The sequence below is a fragment of the Burkholderiales bacterium genome (assembly GCA_035543335.1).
Taxonomy (GTDB): domain Bacteria; phylum Pseudomonadota; class Gammaproteobacteria; order Burkholderiales; family JAHFRG01; genus JAHFRG01.
The window spans coordinates 1-23342 of record DASZZH010000016.1 but is presented as its reverse complement, the minus strand read 5'-3'; the positions used below and the strand labels follow the sequence as shown (position 1 = coordinate 23342).

Sequence of the window (23342 nt, the reverse complement as noted above, 5' to 3'; positions counted from 1 at the left end):
CTAGCGGATGCGCTTCACGCTATAACCTTCCTCAATCACGTCCTTGAAATAGCTCGCCATGGCAGGCGCCACCATCAGCCGGCGGTAAATCTCCCACGAAACCCGCGAATACTGATAAATACCGCCGTGGGTAAACTCGATTTTCAGGAACTGCTCGCGTGCCTCGTAACCCACCGAGCGGATGCTGCCGGAATTGACGCTTTTGCGCTCCATAAAGCATTCCTCCTTAGTTTATTATTTTACCAAGACTTGCCCAATCCCTTGAAAAACCGCCCTTTGCACCCATATTGGATAACTAAATGCGGACTGGAACGCTAAATGCTTTAGTTACGCTGAAAGCCTTTCAGCCTGCGCATGAAATATGAGGTGTTGCTATGAACTCAATGAATGTTGTGTACAGCAGCCCGCACTATTACGTGGCGGAATACCCCGGCCAAAACGGATTTGAGCTGATTAACCGGCAGCACGGCATGGGGACTTTCTTGCGCGGCGACATCGCCTCGGCTTTCCGCCAATCGCTGGCGAACGTGATAGCGGTGAGTCCCTCAGCCGAAATCGTCGATGAATTTCTGGGCAATTTCGACGGGCTGATGAATCAACCCACGGTCTATCACTGAAACCTTCGGCCTGCCGATGCGAGCGGCGGGCCGTCCTCCTTCTTTTCTCTCGACCCTGAACCTGTGCTACCATCTAGCATGATGGTCTTAACAAAATCCCGGAAAACCGGCAGAGTTAGACCATGAAAATTTGGCAGCTTGCCAGCTTGCTCGCGGTTTCAATCTTCCCGGCAATATCGTTTGCCGCTGCCAACACTTTGCCCAACATGCAGGAAGGCTTGTGGGAAATCACCACCAAGATAGAAATTTCCGGCATGCCCAAAAACCTGCCCGCACACACCGTACAGCACTGCGTCACTAAAAAAGACATTGAACAAGGCCGCGGCAAAATCCATCAGCCGGATAGCCGCAACAAAAACTGCCAGGTCAAGGACTACAAGGTCGAAGGCAACAAAGCGAGCTGGAGCCTTGTCTGCACCGACCCCAACCCCATGACCGGGAATGGCACCGTCACTTACAACGGCGACAGCTTCGCCGGCGGCACCAAAATGAAAATCGGTGACAAAGGCCGGGAAACGGAAATGACTCAGACCTTCAGTGGCAAACGTATGGGAGAATGCAAAAAGTAAAATCGCAAGCCGGAAATAAAACAGCCCGCTCAGGCGGGCTGTTTTATTATAAGCGTTAGAGAACCTCTGATTAAGTCCATCACGTACGCGACGGTGTGCAATCCGGGTGCAGGGCGAGGCGTAAGGAGCGCCGTTTGGTTGATGCCAAACCAGCGACGAACAACAAAGCCATGCGCACGGATTGCCCCGTCCCTTCGGGTTGCGGCGACTGAGCGGCCATCTGCGGCGTTGCTCGGGCTTGCGTTATGACTTGATAGCGCTACGCCCTCGCGTCTAGCATCTGGCCGCCTCTCGCCTGCAACGCGTCACGCGCGGGACTTAATCAGAGGTTCCTTATTACTTGGTTTTCGACGGTTCCTGCTTCGGTTGGCGCGGCGACATAATGATGGTGGCGTGTGAGCCGCCAAACGTCTCGCCTTCGATTTGTATTGAAGCGATGCGATCCGCGCGCGAGAAAGTCATATTGGTCACCTTTCCCTGCGCCATAGTAATCAGCTCCCAGCCGAACGAAGGCATCTGATTCTGGTAAAAAACCGTCGCTTCATTCGCCGCCAAACCCACCTTAAGCACCGCGCGCCCCAGCCAGTGGTCCGCGGGGCCGAGAATCAATGATTTGTCGGAATCGAGCTTGGCGCCATTGGGAATCGGAATATCTGTTAGTGGCTGGAACTTGCCGGGCTCGGCGTTTTCAGCTGCGGCCGAGGTGGTCAGAGTGGGGTTGTTGCTGCAGCCGGCTAGAAAGGCCACAACCCAAATTGCGGTGACAATGAAGGTGGGGCGTCGGCTGTTTTTCATGCGGTTAAATTTATAGCACAAACCGGACAACACAACCAGCATTGCGTTACTGGACAATTAACGTTGATAAGTCCCGATCAATTCGGCTTTCGCCAAGGTATGCCCTTGCATCGCTTTCTCCACCGCCGCTTTGGTCGGTTTGCCCAAATCCGGCAAGGCCGCATCGAGCGCGTAGAGCTTGTGAAAATAACGATGGCGGCCGATCGGCGGACAGGGGCCGCCGTAACCCGTGCGCTGCCAGTCATTCAATCCTGGTATTGTTCCGGCCGGCAGGCTTTTGATCGCTTCAGCCAAACTGTTGGCAGCAGCAGGAATGTTGTAAAGCACCCAGTGTACCCAGGTCATCCGCGGCGCAGCGGGATCCGGCGCATCGGGGTCATCGACAATCAGGACCAAGCTTTTTGCCCCCGCCGGCACACCCGACCATGCGAGCGGCGGAGAAATGTCTTCGCCGTCGCAGGTGTATTTTTTGGGAATGGCGCCGTTGTGGCTGAAAGCCGAAGACGACAAAGTCATGGCCATGGCATTACCCTCCTTGCCGTTCGCGGGGAAAGCCATCTTAGTGGCGCCCGCCGCAAAGATAGCGAACCCCAGTATTCCCGCCAAAATAAATTTCGTATACCGAGCAGTCACCGAAAGCAAGGTTACAACCGTCAAGGCGAAACTGCAATGTGAGTGGGCCCGGCTGGAATCGAACCAGCGACCAAAGGATTATGAGTCCTCTGCTCTAACCGACTGAGCTACAGGCCCGTGTAGTGGGAAGTAAAAAGTAGTGACGGGGTTGCACTTCAACCCCGCCCTCTTCCGCGGAGGAAGAGGGAAATGATGTTTAGTTCTCCTGATCGAGAAAACTGCGCAGCCGCTCCGAGCGCGAGGGATGGCGCAGTTTCCGCAGCGCCTTCGCTTCTATCTGGCGGATGCGCTCGCGGGTGACGTCGAACTGCTTGCCAACCTCTTCCAGCGTGTGGTCGGTGTTCATCTCGATGCCGAAGCGCATGCGCAGCACCTTGGCTTCGCGCGGGGTTAACGTGTCCAGCACGTCCTTGGTGACGCCCCTCAGGCTGGCGTACACTGCCGCGTCGTTGGGCGCCATGGTCGCCGCGTCCTCGATGAAATCGCCAAGATGCGAATCGTCATCATCGCCGATCGGCGTCTCCATCGAAATCGGCTCCTTGGAAATCTTGAGGATTTTGCGGATTTTTTCCTCCGGCATCTCCATTTTCTCGGCCAGCGTCGCCGGATCGGGCTCCTGCCCGGTCTCCTGGAGGATTTTCCGCGAGATGCGGTTCATCTTGTTGATGGTCTCGATCATGTGCACCGGGATGCGGATGGTGCGCGCCTGGTCGGCGATGGAGCGCGTAATCGCCTGGCGAATCCACCAGGTCGCATAAGTTGAGAATTTATAACCGCGGCGGTATTCGAACTTGTCCACCGCCTTCATCAGGCCGATATTGCCTTCCTGGATGAGGTCGAGGAATTGCAGCCCGCGGTTGGTGTATTTCTTGGCAATCGAAATCACCAGCCGCAGATTGGCCACGGTCATCTCGCGCTTGGCGCGCCGTGCCTTCGCTTCGCCGGTGGACATCTGGCGATTGATTTCCTTCAGGTCCTTGATCGGGATACCGACCTTCGCCTGCAGCTTGAGCAATAGATTCTGCTGTTCGACAATCGCCGCTTCATAGCGCCCAAGCGCTTCGCTGTACGGCTTGCGACCCGCGACTTCGCTCTTCACCCAGTCGAGGTCGCCTTCGTTGCCAGGGAAAGTCTTGATGAAATAAGGGCGCGGCATGCTGGATTTGCTGACGCAAAGCTGCATGATTTCGCGCTCGTAGCTGCGAACTTCGTCCACCAGCCGGCGCAGGCTGTCGCACAGGGCCTCCACCTGTTTGGCGGTGAAGCGAATGCCCATAAATTCGTTGGAAATCCTTTCCTGCAGTTCCTTGTATAGCTTGTGGCGCGAGCCTTTTCTGGCGAGCACCTGTTGCATCTTGTGAAACGCCTGGCGAATCACCGCAAAGCGCTCCAGCGCTTTTCTTTTAAGAAGCTCAAGGCTTTCATTGGCGAGCGCGGCTGCGGCTTCCGGGTCCTCTTCCTCTTCATCAACGTCTTCGTCCTCGACTTCGGCTTCGGAAATGTCCTCGCCGATGACTTCGTCGGTTTCGGCGTCAATCAGGCCGTCAATCAGCTCGTCGATGCGCATCTCGCCGCGCTCGATCTTGGCGGCAAGCTCGAGAATTTCGGCGATAGTGGTGGGACAGGCGGAAATCGCCTGAATCATGTGCTTCAGGCCATCTTCGATGCGCTTGGCGATTTCGATTTCGCCTTCGCGCGTGAGCAGCTCCACCGAGCCCATTTCGCGCATGTACATGCGCACCGGATCGGTGGTGCGCCCGAATTCGGAATCCACGGTAGACAGCGCGGCTTCGGCCTCTTCCACCACGTCTTCGTCGGCGACCGGCGGCGCGGCATCGGACAGCAGCAGCACTTCGGCATCCGGCGCCTCGTCGTAGACCTGGATGCCCATGTCGTTAATCATGCTGATGATATTCTCGATCTGCTCGGCATCCAGCATGTCGTCCGGGAGGTGGTCGTTGATTTCGGCGTAAGTTAAATAGCCGCGCTCCTTACCCAGGACGATAAGGTTCTTCAGCCGCATGCGCCGCTGTTCGGCGTCGATCACTTGCGCTTGGAGCTTTTCACTTTCCTTCGCCATAACTTTCGTTTCCGCCGCTAAATTAAAAAGTTTACGATTATAAACTAAATCAAGCCGTCTTCCCGTTCTCCATAACCGCCGGCTCGCGCCGCAACAGCTGGCGGTAGAGCCGCTTTTCCTCGCTGCTCAAGCCCTGGCTCTTGGACTTGCTGGAAAGCTGCTCAATCCTCGCTTTGCGCTCCAGTTCCCCAAGCTGCGCCAGCGCCCCTTCGAATTCATGGGCCAAATCCTCTTTAGAGAGCTTCTTCTCTTCCCAGAGAAAAAGCTCTTTACCTACTTCCCGCATCAGTGCCTCATTGGGGGCGCCGCGGAACGCTTCCACGATGGCGGCGGCGCTCTGCAAATGCGGTTCTGTGTGCAGAATTTCAAGCAAGGCCTTAAGCGCCTGGAATTCGACCGGCGATTCCGGCAATACCGCGTTAAAGCGGCCGGCAAACTCGGGTTGGAACAGCAAAACCTGCAGCAGTTTTCGGGCAAGCGAAGGCAGCTTGCGCGTCACTTTTTGCGGCGTTTGCGCCCTCACCCGAGGTTTGATTAGGTAAAGCGACTCCAGTTCACTCTGACTTATCCCGGCGAGTTCGGCCAGGCGCTTTCTCAGCATCAAACCCAGCACCGGCGCGGTAATCAGCGTCACCAGCGGTCTTGCGCTTTGCAAGAAGCGCGCGCGGCCTTCCTCGCTTTTCATGTTCACGCGCGAAGTAAGCTCGCGCAGAAGCAAGGCCGAGAGCGGCAGCGCTTCTTTCAGCAGTTTTTCAAACCCGGCCTTGGCGTTTTCCCTGATAAAAGTATCCGGGTCGTGTTTTTCCGGCAGAAACAGGAAGCTCAAATTCTTGCCGTCCGCGACATAGGCGAGGCTGTTTTCCAGCGCGCGCCAGGCGGCGCGGCGGCCGGCCTCGTCACCATCGAAGCAAAACACCACGTTGTCAGTATGGCGCAGGAGTTTCTGCACCTGCATGCCGGTGGTGGCCGTTCCCAGCGTAGCCACCGCGCAGCCGATGTCATGCTGGGCCAATGCCACAACGTCCATGTAGCCTTCCACCACGATGCCTTTTCCCGCCTCGCGTATAGCTTTGCGCGCCTGATATAAACCATAGAGTTCGCGGCCTTTTTCAAAAAGCGGCGTCTCCGGCGAATTGAGATACTTGGGCTCTCCCGCATCCAGCACGCGCCCGCCAAAACCAATCACCGCGCCGCGTTCGCTCAAGATCGGGAACATGATGCGGTCGCGGAAAATGTCGTAGCGCCGGCCTTCTTCGCTCTCTTTCACCAGTCCGGTTTCGAGCAGGGTCTTCGCTGAATAATCGGGAAAAACAGCGGCGAGGTTTTGCCAGCCCGCGGGTGCATAACCGATGCCGAAGCGGGCGGCGATTTCACCGCTCAAGCCGCGGTTCTTGAGATAGGCAATGGCTTTTTCCGACTGCTTGAGTTGGGATTTGTAATACTGTGAGGCCTTGAGCATCAGCTCGGACCAATCCACCTCGTCATCGCGCTTGCGGCGCGGAGCATCGGATTTGTCTTCCACTACTTTCATGCCAGCCATCGCCGCCAGCTCGCGCACCGCCTCGGCAAAACCCATGCCGGTCTGCTCGATGAGAAAATCAATGGCGTTGCCGTGCGCGCCGCAGCCGAAGCAGTGATAAAACTGTTTGCTGGGGCTCACCGTGAACGAAGGGCTTTTTTCGCTGTGAAACGGGCAGCGCGCGACATAATTTGCTCCGGCCTTCTTGAGCGGCACGTGCCGTTCAACGACGGCAACGACGTCCACGCGGTTAAGCAGTTCACGAATGAAACTCTGTGCAATCACGATGGAAGGCCGGATAGATTGATCAGCATGCGCCTTCTCGACTCAGAGTGCTGCGGTGTCCTGGTCATACCAATCCCATTATAGGACACTTTTTCGCCCTCATCGGACGGCCGCACACTACTTATGCCGGCTTGGGAAACGGGGTCTTACAAAAAAAATGCGTGCCGGAAAAGTTGCGAAACAAAACAGGAATGGTTCTTGCTGGTCCGGTTGCAGACCGGCGCGCCCGGTTGCGCGTAGCGTTGTGCGGAACTGGGCGCAAGAGCTCCGCATTTACAACGATTTTACCGGTCGCCTGCCTCCGCTCCCGCACCCGGGCTTCGCCTACCGTGTCGCGGCGGCCAATCTCGCTTTGACCAGCGCCGAAACCCTGGCCATATCGGCTTTTCCCGCCAATTTAGGTTTCAGCACGGCCATCACCTTGCCCATATCTTGGATGCTGCTGGCGCCGCTCGCGCTCACCGCTTCCGCCACCGCCGCAGTGATTTCGGCTTCGCTCATCGCGGCGGGCATGTAGGCTTGCAGCACCGTGGTTTCGAATTTCTCAATGTCGGCCAAATCCTGACGGCCTGCCGCTTCGAATTGCCGGATGGAATCGCGGCGCTGCTTGAGCATTTTTTCAATGACGCTCACCACGGCGGCGGCGGTCAACTGGATGCGCTCGTCGACTTCGCGCTGCTGGATGGCGGCAAGCAGCAGCCGGATTGCCGAAAGACGCGCGCTGTCCTTGGCGCGCATTGCCACTTTCATGTCTTCGGTGATACGTTCTTTGAGCGACATAAATTCAGGATTCAGGATGCGGGATTCAGGATTTGGAACAAACCAGATAGAAAGCAATTCTGCAGGCGTAACCTACGCGCCCTGAATCCTGACTCCTTGGTTCCTGAATCCTAATAAAGCTTGGGCGGAAGCATTTGGCTGCGGAGCCGCTTGTAATGGCGTTTTACCGCAGCGGCGAGCTTGCGCTTACGCTCGGCGGTGGGTTTTTCGTAGAACTCGCGGGCGCGCAGCTCGGTAAGCAGCCCGGTTTTCTCAATTGAGCGCTTGAAACGGCGCAGCGCCACTTCAAACGGCTCGTTTTCCTTGACTCTGACGCTCGGCATAAAACTCCTTGGACTTCAAATTCAACAAACCGTGCATTGTAACAAGCATCTAGCGGTTTTGAAAGTATAATTAAGCTTTTTCATTTTGGAACGGCTCCATGCGGGTTCTGGGCATTGAAACCTCCTGCGACGAAACCGGGATTGCGCTCTACGACAGCGGGCGCGGCCTGCTGGCGCACGCGCTCTACTCGCAAGTGACGATGCACGACGAATACGGCGGGGTGGTGCCGGAACTTGCTTCGCGCGACCACATCCGGCGGGTGCTCCCGCTCACCCGGCAGGTTCTGGTTGAGGCTGGCTTAAGCCTGAATAATATTGACGCCATCGCCTATACCCGGGGCCCCGGGTTGGTGGGGGCGCTTTTGGTGGGAGCTAGCATCGCCGCCGCGCTGGGTTACGTGCTTAACAAGCCGGTGCTGGGCATTCATCATCTGGAAGGCCACCTGCTCTCGCCGCTGCTTTCCAGGCCTGCGCCTGAATTTCCCTTTGTCGCTCTGCTCGTTTCCGGCGGCCACACGCAGCTCATGCAGGTGAGCGGCGTCGGCCAATACGCGCTCCTGGGAGAGACCGTGGACGATGCGGCGGGAGAAGCGTTCGACAAAAGCGCCAAGCTGTTGGGCTTGGGCTACCCCGGCGGACCGGCGCTATCGCGCCTGGCTCAACAAGGCGACGCACGCCGCTACAAATTGCCGCGGCCGATGCTCGCGAGCGGCGACCTCAATTTCAGTTTCAGCGGGCTCAAAACTGCGGTGCGGATGCTGGTCAATCGAGAATCATCCAGCAAGCAAATACACGCCGATATCGCGGCGGCGGTTGAAGCAGCGATTGTCGAGGTGCTGGTAGCGAAGTCGCTTGCCGCGCTGGAGCAAACCGGATTGAAGCGGCTGGTGGTGGCAGGCGGCGTGGGTGCCAACCGCGGGCTGCGCGAGAAGCTCTCGGTGGAAACCGCGCGCAAGAGCATCCGCGTGTTTTATCCCGAACTGGAATTTTGCACCGACAACGGCGCAATGATTGCTTTCGCCGGCGCCCTGCGGCTCCAAAAAACAGGATTCGGGATTCGGGATTCGGGATTGAGGGGCTTCAGCGTCAAACCGCGCTGGGATCTGGAATTGCCGGAAGCAACCGCCGCTTGAGGAAGCCGGCGCTAGCCGGACTTTTTGAAGTCACTCTCAGTGCCGGCGATGAGGTTCTTAATATTCGACTTGTGGCGCCAGATGAGCAGCAGGCTCATACTTAAAACCGCCAGCGTGATGCTGCTCAAGCCGAAAACATAAAGCGAATAAACCGGCATGAGTGCCGCTGCGGTGAGCGCGGAAAGCGAGGAAATGCGCGAGATCACGAATACCATGATCCACGTCGCCAGCGTCGCCAGTCCCAGCCAAACATCCAACGCGAGCAATACACCCAGCGCGGTGGCCACGCCCTTGCCGCCTTGGAAGCGCAGGAAAATCGAATACAAATGACCGAGGAAAACTGCCAGCACAGCCGCCACGATCACCTCCTGGCTCAAGCCGTATTGCGGAGCGATAGATTTGGCCAGCCATACCGCTAGCCAGCCTTTCGCTGCGTCGCCTACCAGCGTCAACGCCGCAGCGGCTTTCTTGCCGGAGCGCAGCACATTGGTTGCGCCGGGATTCTTCGAGCCATAGCTGCGCGGGTCAGGCAGGTGAAAGAACTGACTCGTCAGAACGGCGAACGATACCGAGCCCAGCAGGTACGCGCCCATAACAATTACTATCGTCATCATGGCAAATATTCTACAATCCGCCTTTCCCGCCTGCCAGGCCCAAATACACGGTTGATCGCCGCATGGACATCATCTTCATACATGAATTCAAGATCGAGACCCTCATCGGTATTTACGAATGGGAGCTCAAAGTGCCGCAGACCATACAGCTCGACCTGGAAATCGGCATCCCGCAAAGCAAGGTGTACAAAACCGATTCGATCAACGACACCATTGATTACGGCAGGGTGGTGGCGCGCTTGCGGCAAACCCTGTCCGAGCAGCACTTCTCGCTGCTTGAGCGGCTCGCCGAACATCTCGCCGAGCTGATTATGAAGGAATTCGGCGCCCCATGGGTGAAAGTCAGCGTCGCCAAGCTCGGACTCATGCGCAGCATCAAGCGCTTGGGCGTGACCATTGAAAGAGGCAAGAAATAGGGAACCTCTAATTTAGTCCCGCGTGACCGCGGCGGCGGCTTTGCGGTATGGGATGCGCGAAGCGCGACGCAGCGAATGGTTGACCCCCTTCGCAAGGAGCGCGACAAAGTAGACCACCCGCAAAGCCCCGTCCCGAAAGGGTTGCGGCGAATAAGGCCGCATCTGCGGCGTTGCGCTCCTCGTCCAGAGCGTAAACTATGGACTTCGTCGCGCGCCTTGCATCTACGGCCTTCTCGACCGCAACGCGGCTCACGAAGGACTGAATCAGAGGTTCCTTAACCTCGTGGATGATGCTTGGCATGCAGCTGTTTCAGTCGTTCCCGCGCCACGTGAGTGTAAATCTGCGTGGTGGAAATATCGGCGTGGCCCAAGAGCAACTGCACCACGCGCAAATCGGCGCCGTGATCGAGAAGATGCGTGGCGAAGGCGTGCCGCAAAGTATGCGGTGAAACCGGTTTCTTGAACGCGGCCTGCGCACAATAGCGGCGCAGCAAATACCAGAAAGCCTGGCGCGTCATCGCCTGCCCGCGCTCCGTGACAAACAGTGCATCGCTCATTTTTCCTTTGAGCAAATCCGGCCGCGCTTCATCCAGATAGCGCTTGATCCAGGTCAGCGCTTCTTCGCCCAGCGGCACCAGCCGCTCCTTCGACCCCTTGCCCATTACCCGCACCACGCCCATGTCGAGGCTCACCTGCAGAATTTTCAGGCTCACCAGTTCCGACACGCGCAAGCCGCTGGCGTAGAGCACTTCCAGCATGGTTTTGTCGCGCAAGCCGAGCGGCGTATCCACCCGCGGTGCATTGAGCAAGGACTCGACATCGCCTTCCGTCAGGCTTTTGGGCAGGCCGCGCGGCAGCTTGGGGGAATCGATGCGCAGGGTGGGATCGGCCTTGATCCTGCCCTGGCGCAGGGCAAAACGGAAAAAACGCCTGAGACTGGATAGCTCGCGGCTGGTGGTACGCGCGCGCGCTTTGGCGGCCAGCACTTGATGCGCGAGGAAATCCTCGATGTCCTGTTGCCGGGTATCGAGCAGCGGTATGCGGTTCTTTTTGCTCAACCACTGCACGAATTTCAGCAAATCACTGCGGTAACTCGCAAGGGTATTGAGCGAAAGCCCGTCCTCCAGCCACAGGGCGTCGCAGAATTCATCGAGCAGGCTTTCCTCAACCCCGCTCATGCTTGAGCAGCCAGCGCTTGATCGCCAGCGGGTCACCCTCGTCGCAGTTCATGAAACCGCCCAGGTTGCCGCTCCCCAGCACGCGGTGGCAGGGCACAACGAGGGGAATCGGATTGGCGCCGCATGCCTGCCCCACCGCTCGCGGCCCCGAAAACAGCTTGCGTGCAATCTCGCCATAGGTCAGCGTGCGCCCGCGCGGAATCTGCTGGATGGCCCGCCATATTCTTTGCTGATAAGGCGTGCCGCTCAGCTTCATCGGCAGATTGAAACGTGCTTCCGGGTCGCGCAGGTAAGCTTCAAGCTGACGGCACACTTTTGCGGCGAAGAAGGTTTGCGGAGAAAGCGCCCGGGTCTGGCGCGGTAGGAAATCGATCCGCGTGAGGCATTCGCCTTGGTGGCGTATGCCGAGCACCGCAAACGGGGTCTTGAGTTTCGCCTGGTATTCACCCTGGATTTCGGCTTGACGCATACGCAAAAGATAGCGCAGTTGGGCGTAAACTACAATCGCTTGAGTGCCTGCTTGACCGCTTCCCGTCGTGCGGCCTTAAAAACAAAAACGCAGCGCGATTATTGCTGGCCGGGGGTTTCCGGCAGAGTTCCATCCATGACCTGGCTTTCCAGTTTTTCGCGAATGCGCGCCGACTTGCCGGAGCGCTGACGCAGGTAATAGAGCTTGGCGCGGGATACATCGCCTTTGCGCTTGACCTCGATGCTGGCAATCAGCGGCGAATAGGTCTGGAAAGTCCGCTCCACGCCTTCGCCGGACGACACTTTTCGCACGATGAAGGAGGAGTTGAGCCCGCGGTTGCGCTTCGCCACCACTATGCCTTCGTAAGCCTGGATGCGCTTGCGGTCGCCTTCCACCACGTTGACGTTCACCACCACGGTATCGCCGGGGGCGAAATCCGGAATGCTCTTGTTAAGCCGCTTGATTTCCTCGGATTCGAGCTGTTTGATCAGGTCCATCGCTTACTCCTTGCCCTGTTCCTGTTTGAATTCGTCGAGGAGTTTGCGCTCCTCGTCGCTTAACCCGCGCTTGGCGAGCAAATCCGGGCGCCGCAGCCAGGTGCGCCCCAGCATTTGCTTGAGCCGCCAGCGGTTGATTTCCGCATGATGGCCGGAGAGCAGGACCTGCGGCACGCCCATCCCCGCATACGCTTCCGGGCGCGTATAGTGCGGGCAGTCAAGTAGGCCGTTCACGAACGAATCCTGCTCCGCCGACTGCGCATCGCCCAGCACGCCGGGCAGTTGGCGGATGATGCAGTCCATCAGCACCAGCGCCGCCAGTTCCCCGCCGGAGAGCACGTAGTCTCCCAGCGAGATTTCCTCGTCCACCTGGCGGGTAATCAGCCGTTCGTCCACGCCTTCATAACGTCCGGCGAGCAATATTAATCCCGGCTGCCTTGCGAGTCCCGCCACCCAGGCATGGTTCAAAACCGTGCCTTGCGGCGATAAATAAATGACTCGCGTTTGCCCGACACCCGCTTCGCGCTGATGCAGCTTGGCCTGTTCAATCGCCTGCTCCAGCGGCTCCGCCAGCATCACCATTCCCGGCCCGCCGCCAAAAGGGCGGTCGTCCACCGTGTGGTAATTATTCGTAGTGAACTGCCGCGGATTCCAAACCTTTAACTGATACCGTCCTTCTTCCCGGGCGCGCCGGGTAACCCCGTATTCGGTGAGCGCCTCGAACATCGGCGGGAACAGCGTGATGACGTCGAAGTGGAGCATCGGGGCGTCTTTAGTAATCCAGGCTCCAATCCACCCGCACCACGCCTTGAGCCAGATTCACTTCGCGCACCACTTGGGGAATGAACGGAATGAGGCGTTCGCGCTCACCCATTACCCGCAATACATCGTTGGCTCCGGTGGCGAACAGGTTTTTTACCGTCCCCAATTCCACGCCGTCGAGGTTCACCACCTGCAGGCCGAGCAAATCGGCCCAGTAATATTCTCCGGCTTTGGCTTGCGGCAATTGGCTGCGCTTCACCGCGATATGGGCGCCTTTGAGGCTTAGCGCCGCCGCGCGGTCTTCTACGTTTTTCAGCTTCGCCACTACTGTTTTGCCGTGCGGCCTGGCCTCAGCCACAGCGATTTCACGCCACTCGCTTTCTTCACCCACCCACCATGAGGTGTGGCGAGTCAGGCTTTCCAACGTTTCGGTATACGGTTGGATTTTGATCCAGCCCTTCACACCATACGGAGCGGTAACCCGCCCCATCGCCACCATTTTTTCAAGCGGCTTTTTGCGCACCAAGCTGTTTGATGAGCCGCACCACGGTGTCGCTGAGTTTTGCGCCGCGGCCCTGCCAGTGGTTAATCCGGTCCATTTGGATGCGTAGCGTCTCATGGCCTTCCGGCGCTTTCGGGTCGTAAAACCCGATGCGCTCGATAAATTTGCCGTCGCGCGAGCGTCGCTTGTCCGCCACCACTACGTTGAAGAACGGGCGCTTTGTGGCACCACCGCGCGATAGTCGAATCACGACCATAATCCACCCACCCAGAAAATCCAGAAAGGCGGTGATTTTACGCTGATTTACGAGAGCTTGGCAAGGGGAAAAGAGCACGGTGCCGCGGTCTGTTCAGTCGCGGTAATCCGCATCAGGTCTGTTTGCCGGCTGCAAATTTTACCTCGGCTTTGCCACTTCCTTATAGAATTCCCTACCTGTTACCCGTGTCGCAAGCCTTGAGAAGAAACTGATGCCAACCCAAGCCATAAAACGCGCGCTTTATCTGTATTAAAGACTACAAGCTTAAGGATTTCAACAAAGCTCTTCTGCGGAAACTTAAATTGCCGAAGTATTTGGGCAGTACCCACCTTTGTCCCGTTTGCAACACCCGGCTCAAATGCTTCAAGCCCATTTTCAAGTCCTTTTTGAGAAAGCTCGAGGAATACGGGTTTGTTTATCCCGTCGAATCGTTTGAAACCCTGAATGTTTCCGCCTATTCCTGCCCCTCGTGCGACGCCTCCGACCGGGACCGGCTGTATGCGCTTTTCCTCGAGGAGAGATTCCAGACCTTGAAACAGGACAAAGTTTACAAATTCGTGGATTTCGCACCCTCATTGCCGCTATCCAGAAAGCTGCGGACGTGCTCCTCACTCGATTACCGCAGCGCCGACCTGCACCGCAAAACCGCCGATGATCGGGTCGACATCACTGACATGGCGCTTTATGCAAACGACTCGATTGACATGTTTCTCTGTTCGCACATTTTGGAACATGTGCCTGACGACCAAAAAGCCATGCGCGAGCTGCACCGAATTTTAAAACCTGGTGGATTCGGCATCGTCATGGTGCCTATCATCACTGTGCTGCAAGACACCCATGAAGATACCTCTATCACCTCGCCGGAGGGCCGCTGGAAATATTTCGGCCAGGACGATCACCTGAGACAGTATTCCCGCGCGGGAGAAAACGGCTTGGTGACAAGACTGCAAAAAAGCGGGCTTCACGGTGCATTTTTACACCGTGGAGCACTTTGGCGCAGCTGCTTTCGACAAACACGGCATAGCTCGCAATTCGGTTCTATACGTGGTTGAAAAACACGCCGCCGAATAAAAGGGCGGCTGTTTAGGAAGGTAAAATCTGCTCTTGATTGCCCCCTTTTTGCGCCGCTGAGGTTTGGCAGGCAAATCCCGGTTGAGATAGAAACAATTTGCCTTTCTCACTGGCCCGCCGGGCCAGTCCCGGCATCTCTAACGCATGCCCGGAAACATGCCTTTCATGCCCCTCATCATCTTTCCCATCCCGCCCTTTGACATCATTTTCATCATCTTCTGCACTTGCTCGAACTGGTTGAGCAGGCGATTTACTTCCTGCACTGTCACCCCGGCGCCGGCGGCAATGCGTCGTTTGCGCGAGGCCTTGAGGATTTCCGGTTTGGCCCGCTCTTGCGGGGTCATGGAATTGATGATGCCCTCGACGCGGCGAATCGTTTTTTCATCCATCTGCGCGTTTTGCGCCATTTGCCCCATTTCCCCGGGCAGTTTGTCGACGAGCTTGGCTAACCCCCCCATTTTCCGCATCTGTTGGATTTGCGCCTTGAAGTCTTCCAAGTCAAAACCCTTGCCCTGCTTGACTTTCTGCGCAAGTTTTTTCGCTTCTTCCTGATCCACTCCGCGCTGCACTTCCTCGATGAGCGAGAGCACATCGCCCATGCCGAGAATGCGCGAAGCCATGCGCTCGGGATGGAAGGGTTCCAATCCGTCCAGCTTTTCGCTGACGCCGGCAAACTTGATGGGTTTGCCGGTGACAAAGCGCACCGACAGCGCCGCGCCGCCGCGCGCATCGCCGTCGAGTTTGGAAAGCACTACGCCCGTGAGCGGCAGTGCGTCGTTGAACGCCTTGGCGGTATTCACTGCGTCCTGTCCCTGCATCGCGTCCACCACGAACAGGGTTTCAATCGGCCTGAGCATGGCATGCAGTTCGCCGATTTCGCGCATCATGGTCTCATCAATAGCGAGGCGGCCCGCGGTGTCGACGAGCAGCACGTCATGAAAATGCTTGCGCGCAAAATCGAGCGCGTTTTGCGCGATCATGACCGGCCTGCTTCCCGCCTCGACCGGGAAGAAATCCACATTGAGTTGCTTTGCCAGCGTGCGCAACTGCTCAACCGCCGCCGGGCGGTACACGTCGCAGCTCGCGAGCAGCACTTTTTTCTTTTGCGCCTGGAGAATCCGAGCGAGCTTGCTGGCAGTGGTGGTCTTGCCCACGCCCTGCAGGCCCGCGAGCAGAATCACCGCGGGCGGCGCGGTGGCGAGATCAAGCCCGACATGGGAACTCCCCATGAGCTGGGCAAGCTCATGATGCACCACACCGATCGCAGCTTGGCCGGGTGTGAGGCTTCCCAACACTTCCTGGCCGAGTGCCTTTTCTTTTATGCGGTTGATGAATTCCTTCACCACCGGCAGCGCCACATCGGCTTCCAACAGTGCCATGCGCACTTCGCGCAGCGCATCCTGAATATTGGTTTCGGTAAGCCGCGCCTGACCGCGCAGGGTCTTGATGACGCCGGAAAGCCGTTGCGCAAGATTGTCGAGCATGGTGTTGGCGCCGATTAATGCCTTGGAGATTCAGTTGGTGTAGACTGGAAAAAGAAACACCAATCTTTTCAGTACATGCCGGCCATTTTACCTTATCTGATTATCGCCCTGCTTTACGCCCTGCTGGGTTTTCATTTCTGGCGCACACGCTGGCAGCTCGCCGCGCCCGAATCCGGCGGCGTTGCCGCGCCGATGCAATGGGAAAGATTCGCGATTCTCGTGCCATTTGTTCTGCACAGCGCGCTGCTCCATCACTCCACTTTCACCGGCGCCGGCGTGAACCTCGGCGTGGGCAATGCGCTGTCTGCAATATTATGGCTGGCGGTGCTGCTGTACTGGCTGGTGAGCTTCTTTTACAACTTCGAAGGCCTGCAGGCGCTGGTGTTGCCCCTGGCCGCGGCGTGTGTGCTCGCCCCCTTACTCCTGCCCACGACACACATGCTTTCCAACACCGGGCTTCCGGCATTCCGTGTGCATTTCCTGCTGTCCATGCTCGCCTACGGCCTGCTTACCATCGCCGCATTGCACGCGGTGCTGATGATGCTGGTGGAACGCCGTCTGCATCTCGGCGCCTTGCCGGCTATGCTCAACAGCCTGCCGCCGCTTCTCACCATGGAGACGCTGCTCTTCCGCATCATCAATGTGGGGTTCGTCCTTTTGACGCTGGTGCTGATCAGCGGCATCCTGTTTTCGGAAGAGCTCTTTCATAAGCCGGCGCCGTTTACGCACAAGACACTATTCGCCTTCATTTCCTGGGGAATTTTCGCTGCGCTTTTGGGCGGCAGGAAAATCTACGGCTGGCGCGGGCGCACCGCCGCGCACTGGACGCTTGCCGGCTTTATCGCGCTGATCCTGGCCTATATCGGCAGCAAGTTTGTGCTGGAAGTAATTCTGCACCGCTGATGTTCCCGTGCGGTACGGCTTGACAAGAAGCAAGCGCGCAACTGATACTCAATTCGTCTCCTTACTCGATCGTTAAATCCCTTTGGATGAAATTCCCATAAGCGTATTATTTGCTGCGCTCGGCTTGCTCCTTATTATCTCCGCGTTTTTCTCCATCTCCGAAACCAGCATGATGGCGCTCAACCGCTACCGGTTGAGGCACCTGGTGCAAGTCGGCAGCCGCGGCGCCAAGCTCACCTCGCAGCTGCTCGCGCAAACCGACAAGCTGCTCGGCGTGATTCTGCTCGGCAACACCTTGCTCAACGCCGCGGCCACCACCTTGAGCACCATTATCGCCGTGCAGCTTTTTGGTGATAAGGAAATCGTGCTGGGCTTGAGCACCGTGTGCATCACCTTCATGCTGCTGGTGTTCAGCGAAATCACGCCGAAAATCATCGGCGCCTCCCAGCCCGAGCGCATCGCCCTCCCGGCAAGCTATCTGCTCACGCCGCTGCTCAAGCTGTCTTACCCCGCGGTGTGGATCGTTAACCTTTTCGCCAAAGCCTTGCTTTGGCTGCTGCGATTCAAACCCGCCGTGGAGGCGCACAAACTCAGCCTTGAAGAACTGCGCACGCTGGTGCTGGAAGCAAGCCATTTCATTCCGCAAAAACACCAAAGCATCCTGTTGAACCTGTTAGAGCTGGAAAACATCACGGTGAACGACGTGATGACGCCGCGCAACCACATTGAGGCCGTCGACATCGAAGCGCCGCAAGAGGTGATACGCCGCCAGCTTGCCACCTGCTATCACACCCGGCTGCCGGTGTACCAGAGTCAATTGGACAACATCGTCGGCATTCTCCACGTGCGCAAAGCGCTCAATTTGGGCCTCGAGCAGCAGTTCAACGCTGAGAACCTGCGCGGGATGTTGCGCGAAGCCTATTTCATTCCGGCCGGTACACCCTTGTTTTCGCAATTGCAGCTGTTCCAGGAAAACCAGGACCGCCTGGGCTTGGTGGTGGACGAATACGGTGAGCTGATGGGGCTGGTCACCATCGAAGACATAGTTGAGGAAATCGTCGGCGAATTCACCACGCATTCGCCGGCGAAAAGTCTGATGCTGCACGAGCAGCAAGACGGCAGTTTCCTGGTCGAAGGCGGCAGTCTGCTGCGCGACCTCAACCGCAAGCTTGGACTGAAATTGCCGCTGGACGGGCCGAAAACCCTGAACGGCCTGATCCTCGAGCATTTCCGTGACATTCCCGAAACCGGCACCAGCCTGAAAATCGCCGGCTACCCGGTGGAAATCGTGCAAACCCAGGATCGGGTGGTAAAAGTAGTGCGCTTTTACCCCCAGCAGGTCATCGAGCCGCAATAGCCCTTGCGGCCGGGGCGCCCGTCTTTACAAAGCACATTGACAAGTGCATTATTTCTATTTGTTTTTTGTGATTTTTTTCACAAAACCGGAGCAAAAATGGTCGCCACCATACAAAGCAGCCTGAGCAGCCTGAGCAGTCTGGCGCGCACCCTGGTGCAAAAGGGCCGCCTGCTGCCGGTTGACGCCGAAGCCATCCAGGCCAAAGCCGCCAGTTCCGGCATCGGCTTTGTGGAGCAACTGATACAAACCAACAAAATCAGGGCAGTTGAAGTTTGCGAGTTCGTCTCGCAAACCTTCGGCTACCCGCAGCTCGATCTCAACGCCATCGATTCCGGACATTTTCCCAAGGGCGTGCTCGACGAAAAAATAATGCGCGGCGGGCGGGCGTTGCCCTTATTCAAGCGCGGCAACCGGCTGTTTGTCGGGCTTTCCGATCCCACCAACCTGGCGGTGCTGGATGAAATCAAGTTCAAGACCGGGTTGACGGTGGAACCCGTCGCGGTCGAGGATGACAAGCTCGGCCCGCTTATTAACAAAGCCGTTGAGTCTGCCGAGGCCAACATCGACAAACTGGTCGCCCAAGATTCCGGCTCCATCGGCGATCTGCTGGGCAATCTCGATGAGGAAGTCGCGGAGGAAGGCGTCGGCGACGATGTCTCCGCAGCGGCGGACAACGAACTGGTCAAGCTCGTCAACAAAATCGTCGTTGATGCCTACAACCAGGGCGCGTCCGACATTCACATCGAGCCCCGTCCGGGCAAGCAGAAAACCAAGATCCGTTTCCGCAAGGACGGGTCGTTGCTACCCTATATTGAAGTCCCGTCGAATTACCGCCAGGCGCTGATCGCGCGAATCAAAATCATGTGCGACCTGGACATCTCGGAAAAGCGCAAGCCACAGGACGGCAAGATCAAGTTCAAGAAATTTGGTCCTCTGGATGTCGAGTTGCGGGTCGCCACCTGTCCGACCCAGGGCGGAATGGAAGATGTAGTGATGCGGATACTTTCCGCCGGCAAGCCGATTCCGATTGATAACCTGGGCTTGAATGCGCGCAATCTGAAAACGCTCAAAGAAATCGTCAGCAAGCCCTACGGCTTTTTTTTAGTGTGCGGCCCGACCGGTTCCGGCAAGACCACCACGCTGCACTCGGTGCTGAGCTATCTCAACACCCCGGAAACCAAGATCTGGACCGCGGAAGACCCGGTGGAAATCACCCAGGAAGGCCTGCGCCAGGTGCAAATGAATCCCAAGGCAGGGCTTAATTTCGCCACAGCCATGCGCGCGTTCCTGCGTTGTGATCCGGATGTGATCATGGTCGGCGAGATGCGCGACAAGGAAACTGTCTCCATCGGCATCGAGGCGTCGTTAACCGGCCACCTGGTGTTTGCCACCTTGCACACCAACAGCGCGCCGGAGTCCATCGTCCGGCTGCTGGACATGGGCATGGACCCGTTCAACTTCGCCGACGCGCTGCTGGGAGTGCTGGCGCAGCGCCTGGCCAAGCAGATCTGCTCCAGCTGCAAGAAAGCGCACGTTGCCACCGCGGATGAAACCAAGCTGCTTCTGATGGAATATTGTGAGGAACTCAAAAATACCCCGGTTTGGCAAAAAGACCCGAACGCGGCAATCAAGGAAATCCATGGCGAATGGGTGAAACAGTTTGCCGACAACAAAGGCCAGTTCACGCTTTACGAGCCGGTAGGCTGCGATAATTGCAGTGGCACCGGCTACCGCGGACGGATCGGCCTGCATGAGCTTCTCGTCGGCACCGATATGCTTAAGAAAAATATCCAGGAACATGCGCGTGTCGCGGAAATACTGGTGACCGCCCTTTCCGAAGGCATGCGCACACTGAAACAGGACGGAATCGAAAAGGTACTGCATGGGCTCACTGACATGCACCAAGTGCGGGCGGTATGTATAAAATAAGCCGGGCTTGAAGCAAAACCGTCAGCAGTAACTAAGGAGACACACATGGCAACCGCAGCAACCGCAGCGGCAAAAAAAGACGTCAAGGAATTACTGTTTGCCTGGGAAGGCAAGGACAAGTCAGGCAAAACCATCTCCGGTCAGATGAAGGCCGGCGGCGAAGCCGTGGTCCGGGCTTCGCTACGGCGCCAGGGCGTTCAAGTCACCAAAGTCAAGAGGCAGCGCCTTGGCCGCGGCAAAGTTAGAGACAAAGACATCACTCTATTCACGCGACAACTGGCAACTATGATGAAATCGGGGGTCCCGCTGCTGCAGGCCTTCGATATCGTCGGCAAGGGAAACAGCAACCCGGCGGTGTCCAAACTCCTGCTCGACATCAAGACCGACGTGGAAACCGGCAGCAGCCTGAGCCAGGCGTTCAGGAAATATCCGTTGTACTTCGACAGCTTGTTTTGCAACCTGGTGGGCGCGGGCGAAGCGGCCGGTATTCTCGACACCCTGCTGGATCGCCTGGCCACCTACAAGGAAAAAATTCTTGCCATCAAGAGCAAAATAAAATCGGCGCTGTTTTACCCGATATCGATTGTGGTGGTGGCGTTCATCATCACCGCGGTGATCATGATCTTTGTCATCCCGGCATTCAAGGATCTCTTTTCCGGTTTCGGCGCAGACCTTCCCACGCCAACACTTGTGGTGATGGCGATTTCGGACTTTTTCGTCAAATACTGGTACGCGATATTTGGCGGAATCGGCTTTGGCCTGTGGTTCTTTTTCTACACCTGGAAGCGCTCCGAGAAAATGCAGGCCTTCATGGACCGCCTGATGCTGAAACTGCCAGTATTCGGACCACTGATCCAAAAAGCCACCATTGCCCGCTGGACCCGCACGCTTTCCACCATGTTTGCCGCCGGCGTGCCGCTGGTGGAAGCGCTGGACTCCGTGGCGGGCGCTGCCGGCAACTTTGTCTACTACGAGGCGACCAAGCAGATCCAAAGCGAAGTCACCACCGGCACCAGTCTTACCGTGGCGATGCAAAACAGCCGGGTGTTCCCCAACATGGTGCTGCAGATGGTGGCCATCGGCGAAGAATCCGGCTCCCTCGACAGCATGCTCGGCAAGGTGGCGGACTTCTTCGAAGGCGATGTCGACGACGCAGTGGATGCGCTCTCCAGCCTGATGGAGCCGGTGATCATGGTGGTACTGGGCACGCTGATCGGCGGCCTGGTGATCGCCATGTATCTGCCGATCTTCAAGATGGGCCAGGCGGTGTAAAAGGAATAAAGCCTTTCCGGCCGCAAAACGAACAGCCCGGGCCCGAAAACAGCGGTTGGTGTAAACCGCCGCCGCGGCTGTGCAGCATGCGGCAGCCGATACCCGCTAAAGTTGCAACCTCCCCTAACGTACCGCTGAATCAATCATGGCGTTTTTCCATCTCTTGCAAACATCGCCCTTGGCGTTGGTCATCGCCTGCCTGGTGTTGGGCTTGATGATGGGCAGTTTTCTCAATGTCGTCATCCACCGTCTGCCGAAAATGCTGGAGCAGAAATGGCAGATGCAATGCGCGGAATTGGAAGGCGAGACGCCCGCTCCCGCGCCGCGCTTCAATTTGATTGTGCCGCGCTCCGCCTGTCCGGCTTGCGGCAAGCCCATCACCGCCCTGGAGAACATCCCGGTCCTGAGCTACCTCTGGCTGCGCGGCAAATGCTCCGGCTGCCACGCCCCCATCGCCAGCCGCTATCCCTTGGTCGAAGCACTCACCGGCCTGGTGAGCGCCGGCATTGCCTGGCATTTCGGTTTCAGCCCGGCCGCTCTTGCCGCGCTGGTTTTCGCCTGGTGCATGATTGCGCTCACTTTCATCGATCTCGATACGCAACTGCTGCCCGACGACATCACGCTTCCCCTGCTGTGGGCGGGCCTACTGCTCAATCTGAGCGGAGTGTTTGCCAATCTGCAATCGGCGATCATCGGCGCGGTTGCCGGCTATCTGGTGTTGTGGGCGGTATACTGGCTGTTCAAATTCGCCACCGGCAAGGAAGGCATGGGCTACGGCGATTTCAAACTGCTCGCCGCCATCGGCGCCTGGTTCGGCTGGCAGATGCTGCCGCTGGTGATTCTGCTCTCATCTTTCGTTGGTGCGGTAGTCGGCATTCTGCTGATGGCCGTGAAAGGCCGCAGCCGCAACGCGCCGATTCCGTTCGGGCCTTATCTTGCGGCGGCCGGGTTGATCGCGCTCATCTGGGGGCCTGCCCTCAACCAGTTGTATTCCAGCACACTGCGGTTATGACTTTCACGGTGGGCTTGACCGGCGGCATCGGCTGCGGCAAAAGCAGCGCGGCGCGCCTGTTTGCCGAGCGCGGCGCGACGCTGGTCGACACTGATGTTATCGCGCATGAACTTACTGGACCCGGCAGCCCGGTACTGTCCGCGATCCTCGAGCAATTCGGCAAAGAAGTCCTCCAATCGGATGGTGCTCTCAACCGCGCCGAACTGCGCCGCAAAGTGTTTGCCGATGCGCAAGCGCGAAAAAAACTGGAAGCCCTGCTGCATCCATTGATCCGCGCCAAAGCCCTGCAGCAACTTGCTTCCCGCAATGCGCCCTATGCAATTCTGGTGGTGCCGCTTCTGCTCGAAACGGGCAGTTTGCGCGAGCAAGTGCAACGAGTATTGGTCGTCGATTGCAGTGAGGCGCAGCAAATTGCGCGCGCCATGGCGCGCAGCGACTTGAGCGAGGTGGAAGTGCGCGCCATCATGAAAACGCAGCTTTCGCGTACGGCGCGGTTGAAACTCGGCGACGATGTGCTCGCCAATGACGGCGGACTGGCCGAACTCGGTGAGCGGGTCGAGGCTCTGCACCGCCATTATCTCGAGTTGGCGGATGCCCATCGCGCGCGCGCTGCGGCTGCGGATTAAACAGGGTGTTGGAAAACTCTCCGGGAACCGCGTTTGACACGAAAAATGCTTAGATGCAAGGCGCGCGACGAAGGTCGTAGCCCGGACTACGATGCCGAGAAGCGCAACGCAGCAGATGGGCATTTTTCGTGCAAACCCGGATGGGGCGTGGCTTTCCGGGCGGTCTGCTTTGTCGCTCGCCTTGCGAATAGGCAACGGCTATTCGACGCGGCTCGCTTCGCGCATCCCATCCCGGAAAGCCGACGCCGCGGCCCCGTGGA

The 23342-nt window shown here is 57.7% G+C and carries 27 protein-coding genes and 1 tRNA gene; 12 read left to right on the top strand and 16 right to left on the bottom strand.

The window, feature by feature from the left end:
- The gene (locus VHE58_03405) at nucleotides 1-213 is read right to left on the bottom strand and encodes a KTSC domain-containing protein (protein ID HVS26333.1); all 213 of its coding nucleotides are present in this window, start codon (nucleotides 211-213) and stop codon (nucleotides 1-3) included.
- A gap of 161 nt (nucleotides 214-374) precedes the next feature.
- Between VHE58_03405 and VHE58_03400 the strand changes: the two genes are divergently transcribed.
- Nucleotides 375-617: a DUF3567 family protein gene (locus tag VHE58_03400; protein ID HVS26332.1), complete on the top strand. Its 243-nt coding sequence runs from the start codon at nucleotides 375-377 to the stop codon at nucleotides 615-617.
- A gap of 122 nt (nucleotides 618-739) precedes the next feature.
- Nucleotides 740-1186, top strand: coding sequence for a DUF3617 domain-containing protein (locus VHE58_03395; GenBank protein ID HVS26331.1), 447 nt, complete (start codon nucleotides 740-742; stop codon nucleotides 1184-1186).
- Nucleotides 1187-1522: 336 nt separating this feature from the next.
- On the opposite strand, the gene VHE58_03390 is transcribed toward VHE58_03395, so the two are convergent.
- The 7 genes from VHE58_03390 to rpsU form a co-directional block, all read right to left on the bottom strand.
- Entirely contained in the window at nucleotides 1523-1981 is a 459-nt protein-coding gene (locus VHE58_03390) for a hypothetical protein (GenBank protein HVS26330.1), read from the bottom strand.
- Between the two features lie 57 nt (nucleotides 1982-2038).
- Nucleotides 2039-2503 (bottom strand): YbhB/YbcL family Raf kinase inhibitor-like protein, encoded by a 465-nt coding sequence (locus tag VHE58_03385; GenBank protein ID HVS26329.1) that lies wholly within the window; start codon nucleotides 2501-2503, stop codon nucleotides 2039-2041.
- 154 nt (nucleotides 2504-2657) lie between these two features.
- A tRNA-Ile gene (locus tag VHE58_03380) sits at nucleotides 2658-2731 on the bottom strand.
- Nucleotides 2732-2810: 79 nt separating this feature from the next.
- The gene (gene rpoD, locus VHE58_03375) at nucleotides 2811-4694 is read right to left on the bottom strand and encodes an RNA polymerase sigma factor RpoD (GenBank protein HVS26328.1); all 1884 of its coding nucleotides are present in this window, start codon (nucleotides 4692-4694) and stop codon (nucleotides 2811-2813) included.
- Between the two features lie 49 nt (nucleotides 4695-4743).
- The gene (dnaG, locus tag VHE58_03370; GenBank protein ID HVS26327.1) at nucleotides 4744-6498 is read right to left on the bottom strand and encodes a DNA primase; all 1755 of its coding nucleotides are present in this window, start codon (nucleotides 6496-6498) and stop codon (nucleotides 4744-4746) included.
- 324 nt (nucleotides 6499-6822) lie between these two features.
- Complete coding sequence (locus VHE58_03365) at nucleotides 6823-7278, bottom strand: GatB/YqeY domain-containing protein (protein ID HVS26326.1); 456 nt, start codon at nucleotides 7276-7278, stop codon at nucleotides 6823-6825.
- Nucleotides 7279-7388: 110 nt separating this feature from the next.
- Nucleotides 7389-7601 carry a 30S ribosomal protein S21 gene (rpsU, locus tag VHE58_03360; protein HVS26325.1) on the bottom strand — a complete coding sequence of 71 codons (213 nt, stop codon included), beginning with the start codon at nucleotides 7599-7601 and terminating at the stop codon, nucleotides 7389-7391.
- Between the two features lie 98 nt (nucleotides 7602-7699).
- On the opposite strand from rpsU, the gene tsaD reads away from it, so the two are divergent.
- A complete protein-coding gene (gene tsaD, locus VHE58_03355) occupies nucleotides 7700-8734 on the top strand; it encodes a tRNA (adenosine(37)-N6)-threonylcarbamoyltransferase complex transferase subunit TsaD (protein HVS26324.1) in 1035 nt (344 codons plus the stop codon).
- A gap of 11 nt (nucleotides 8735-8745) precedes the next feature.
- Here tsaD and plsY read toward each other — a convergent pair whose 3' ends face one another.
- On the bottom strand, nucleotides 8746-9348 hold the full coding sequence (gene plsY, locus VHE58_03350) for a glycerol-3-phosphate 1-O-acyltransferase PlsY (protein ID HVS26323.1): 603 nt from the start codon (nucleotides 9346-9348) through the stop codon (nucleotides 8746-8748).
- A 62-nt stretch (nucleotides 9349-9410) separates the two neighbouring features.
- On the opposite strand from plsY, the gene VHE58_03345 reads away from it, so the two are divergent.
- Complete coding sequence (locus VHE58_03345) at nucleotides 9411-9764, top strand: dihydroneopterin aldolase (protein ID HVS26322.1); 354 nt, start codon at nucleotides 9411-9413, stop codon at nucleotides 9762-9764.
- Nucleotides 9765-10039: 275 nt separating this feature from the next.
- Here the strand turns inward: VHE58_03345 and xerD are convergent, their stop codons facing one another.
- The 6 genes from xerD to rpsP all read right to left on the bottom strand — a co-directional run bounded on the left by xerD (nucleotide 10040) and on the right by rpsP (nucleotide 13428).
- Complete coding sequence (xerD, locus tag VHE58_03340; protein ID HVS26321.1) at nucleotides 10040-10942, bottom strand: site-specific tyrosine recombinase XerD; 903 nt, start codon at nucleotides 10940-10942, stop codon at nucleotides 10040-10042.
- A complete protein-coding gene (locus tag VHE58_03335) occupies nucleotides 10929-11411 on the bottom strand; it encodes a methylated-DNA--[protein]-cysteine S-methyltransferase (GenBank protein ID HVS26320.1) in 483 nt (160 codons plus the stop codon). The genes xerD and VHE58_03335 overlap by 14 nt, the downstream gene beginning before the upstream one ends.
- 98 nt (nucleotides 11412-11509) lie before the next feature.
- The gene (rplS, locus tag VHE58_03330) at nucleotides 11510-11908 is read right to left on the bottom strand and encodes a 50S ribosomal protein L19 (GenBank protein HVS26319.1); all 399 of its coding nucleotides are present in this window, start codon (nucleotides 11906-11908) and stop codon (nucleotides 11510-11512) included.
- A 3-nt stretch (nucleotides 11909-11911) separates the two neighbouring features.
- Nucleotides 11912-12670, bottom strand: a complete 759-nt coding sequence (trmD, locus tag VHE58_03325; GenBank protein HVS26318.1) for a tRNA (guanosine(37)-N1)-methyltransferase TrmD — start codon at nucleotides 12668-12670, stop codon at nucleotides 11912-11914.
- Nucleotides 12671-12680: 10 nt separating this feature from the next.
- On the bottom strand, nucleotides 12681-13193 hold the full coding sequence (gene rimM, locus VHE58_03320) for a ribosome maturation factor RimM (GenBank protein HVS26317.1): 513 nt from the start codon (nucleotides 13191-13193) through the stop codon (nucleotides 12681-12683).
- Nucleotides 13174-13428 (bottom strand): 30S ribosomal protein S16, encoded by a 255-nt coding sequence (gene rpsP / locus VHE58_03315; GenBank protein ID HVS26316.1) that lies wholly within the window; start codon nucleotides 13426-13428, stop codon nucleotides 13174-13176. Before rpsP ends, rimM begins: the two co-directional genes overlap by 20 nt.
- Before the next feature lie 530 nt (nucleotides 13429-13958).
- Here rpsP and VHE58_03310 point away from each other — a divergent pair.
- Nucleotides 13959-14480, top strand: a complete 522-nt coding sequence (locus tag VHE58_03310; protein ID HVS26315.1) for a methyltransferase domain-containing protein — start codon at nucleotides 13959-13961, stop codon at nucleotides 14478-14480.
- Nucleotides 14481-14636: 156 nt separating this feature from the next.
- On the opposite strand, the gene ffh is transcribed toward VHE58_03310, so the two are convergent.
- On the bottom strand, nucleotides 14637-15983 hold the full coding sequence (ffh, locus tag VHE58_03305) for a signal recognition particle protein (protein ID HVS26314.1): 1347 nt from the start codon (nucleotides 15981-15983) through the stop codon (nucleotides 14637-14639).
- Between the two features lie 75 nt (nucleotides 15984-16058).
- On the opposite strand from ffh, the gene ccsA reads away from it, so the two are divergent.
- The 7 genes from ccsA to VHE58_03270 form a co-directional block, all read left to right on the top strand.
- Nucleotides 16059-16886, top strand: a complete 828-nt coding sequence (gene ccsA, locus VHE58_03300) for a cytochrome c biogenesis protein CcsA (GenBank protein ID HVS26313.1) — start codon at nucleotides 16059-16061, stop codon at nucleotides 16884-16886.
- A 124-nt stretch (nucleotides 16887-17010) separates the two neighbouring features.
- Nucleotides 17011-18243: an HlyC/CorC family transporter gene (locus VHE58_03295; protein HVS26312.1), complete on the top strand. Its 1233-nt coding sequence runs from the start codon at nucleotides 17011-17013 to the stop codon at nucleotides 18241-18243.
- A gap of 96 nt (nucleotides 18244-18339) precedes the next feature.
- Nucleotides 18340-20172 carry an ATPase, T2SS/T4P/T4SS family gene (locus VHE58_03290; GenBank protein HVS26311.1) on the top strand — a complete coding sequence of 611 codons (1833 nt, stop codon included), beginning with the start codon at nucleotides 18340-18342 and terminating at the stop codon, nucleotides 20170-20172.
- A 45-nt stretch (nucleotides 20173-20217) separates the two neighbouring features.
- Nucleotides 20218-21444, top strand: coding sequence for a type II secretion system F family protein (locus VHE58_03285; protein ID HVS26310.1), 1227 nt, complete (start codon nucleotides 20218-20220; stop codon nucleotides 21442-21444).
- Nucleotides 21445-21589: 145 nt separating this feature from the next.
- On the top strand, nucleotides 21590-22456 hold the full coding sequence (locus VHE58_03280) for an A24 family peptidase (protein HVS26309.1): 867 nt from the start codon (nucleotides 21590-21592) through the stop codon (nucleotides 22454-22456).
- The gene (gene coaE / locus VHE58_03275) at nucleotides 22453-23082 is read left to right on the top strand and encodes a dephospho-CoA kinase (GenBank protein ID HVS26308.1); all 630 of its coding nucleotides are present in this window, start codon (nucleotides 22453-22455) and stop codon (nucleotides 23080-23082) included. The genes VHE58_03280 and coaE overlap by 4 nt, the downstream gene beginning before the upstream one ends.
- A gap of 45 nt (nucleotides 23083-23127) precedes the next feature.
- Nucleotides 23128-23342, top strand: a 215-nt coding sequence (locus VHE58_03270) for a hypothetical protein (protein ID HVS26307.1), incomplete at its 3' end; no start/stop codon positions are given.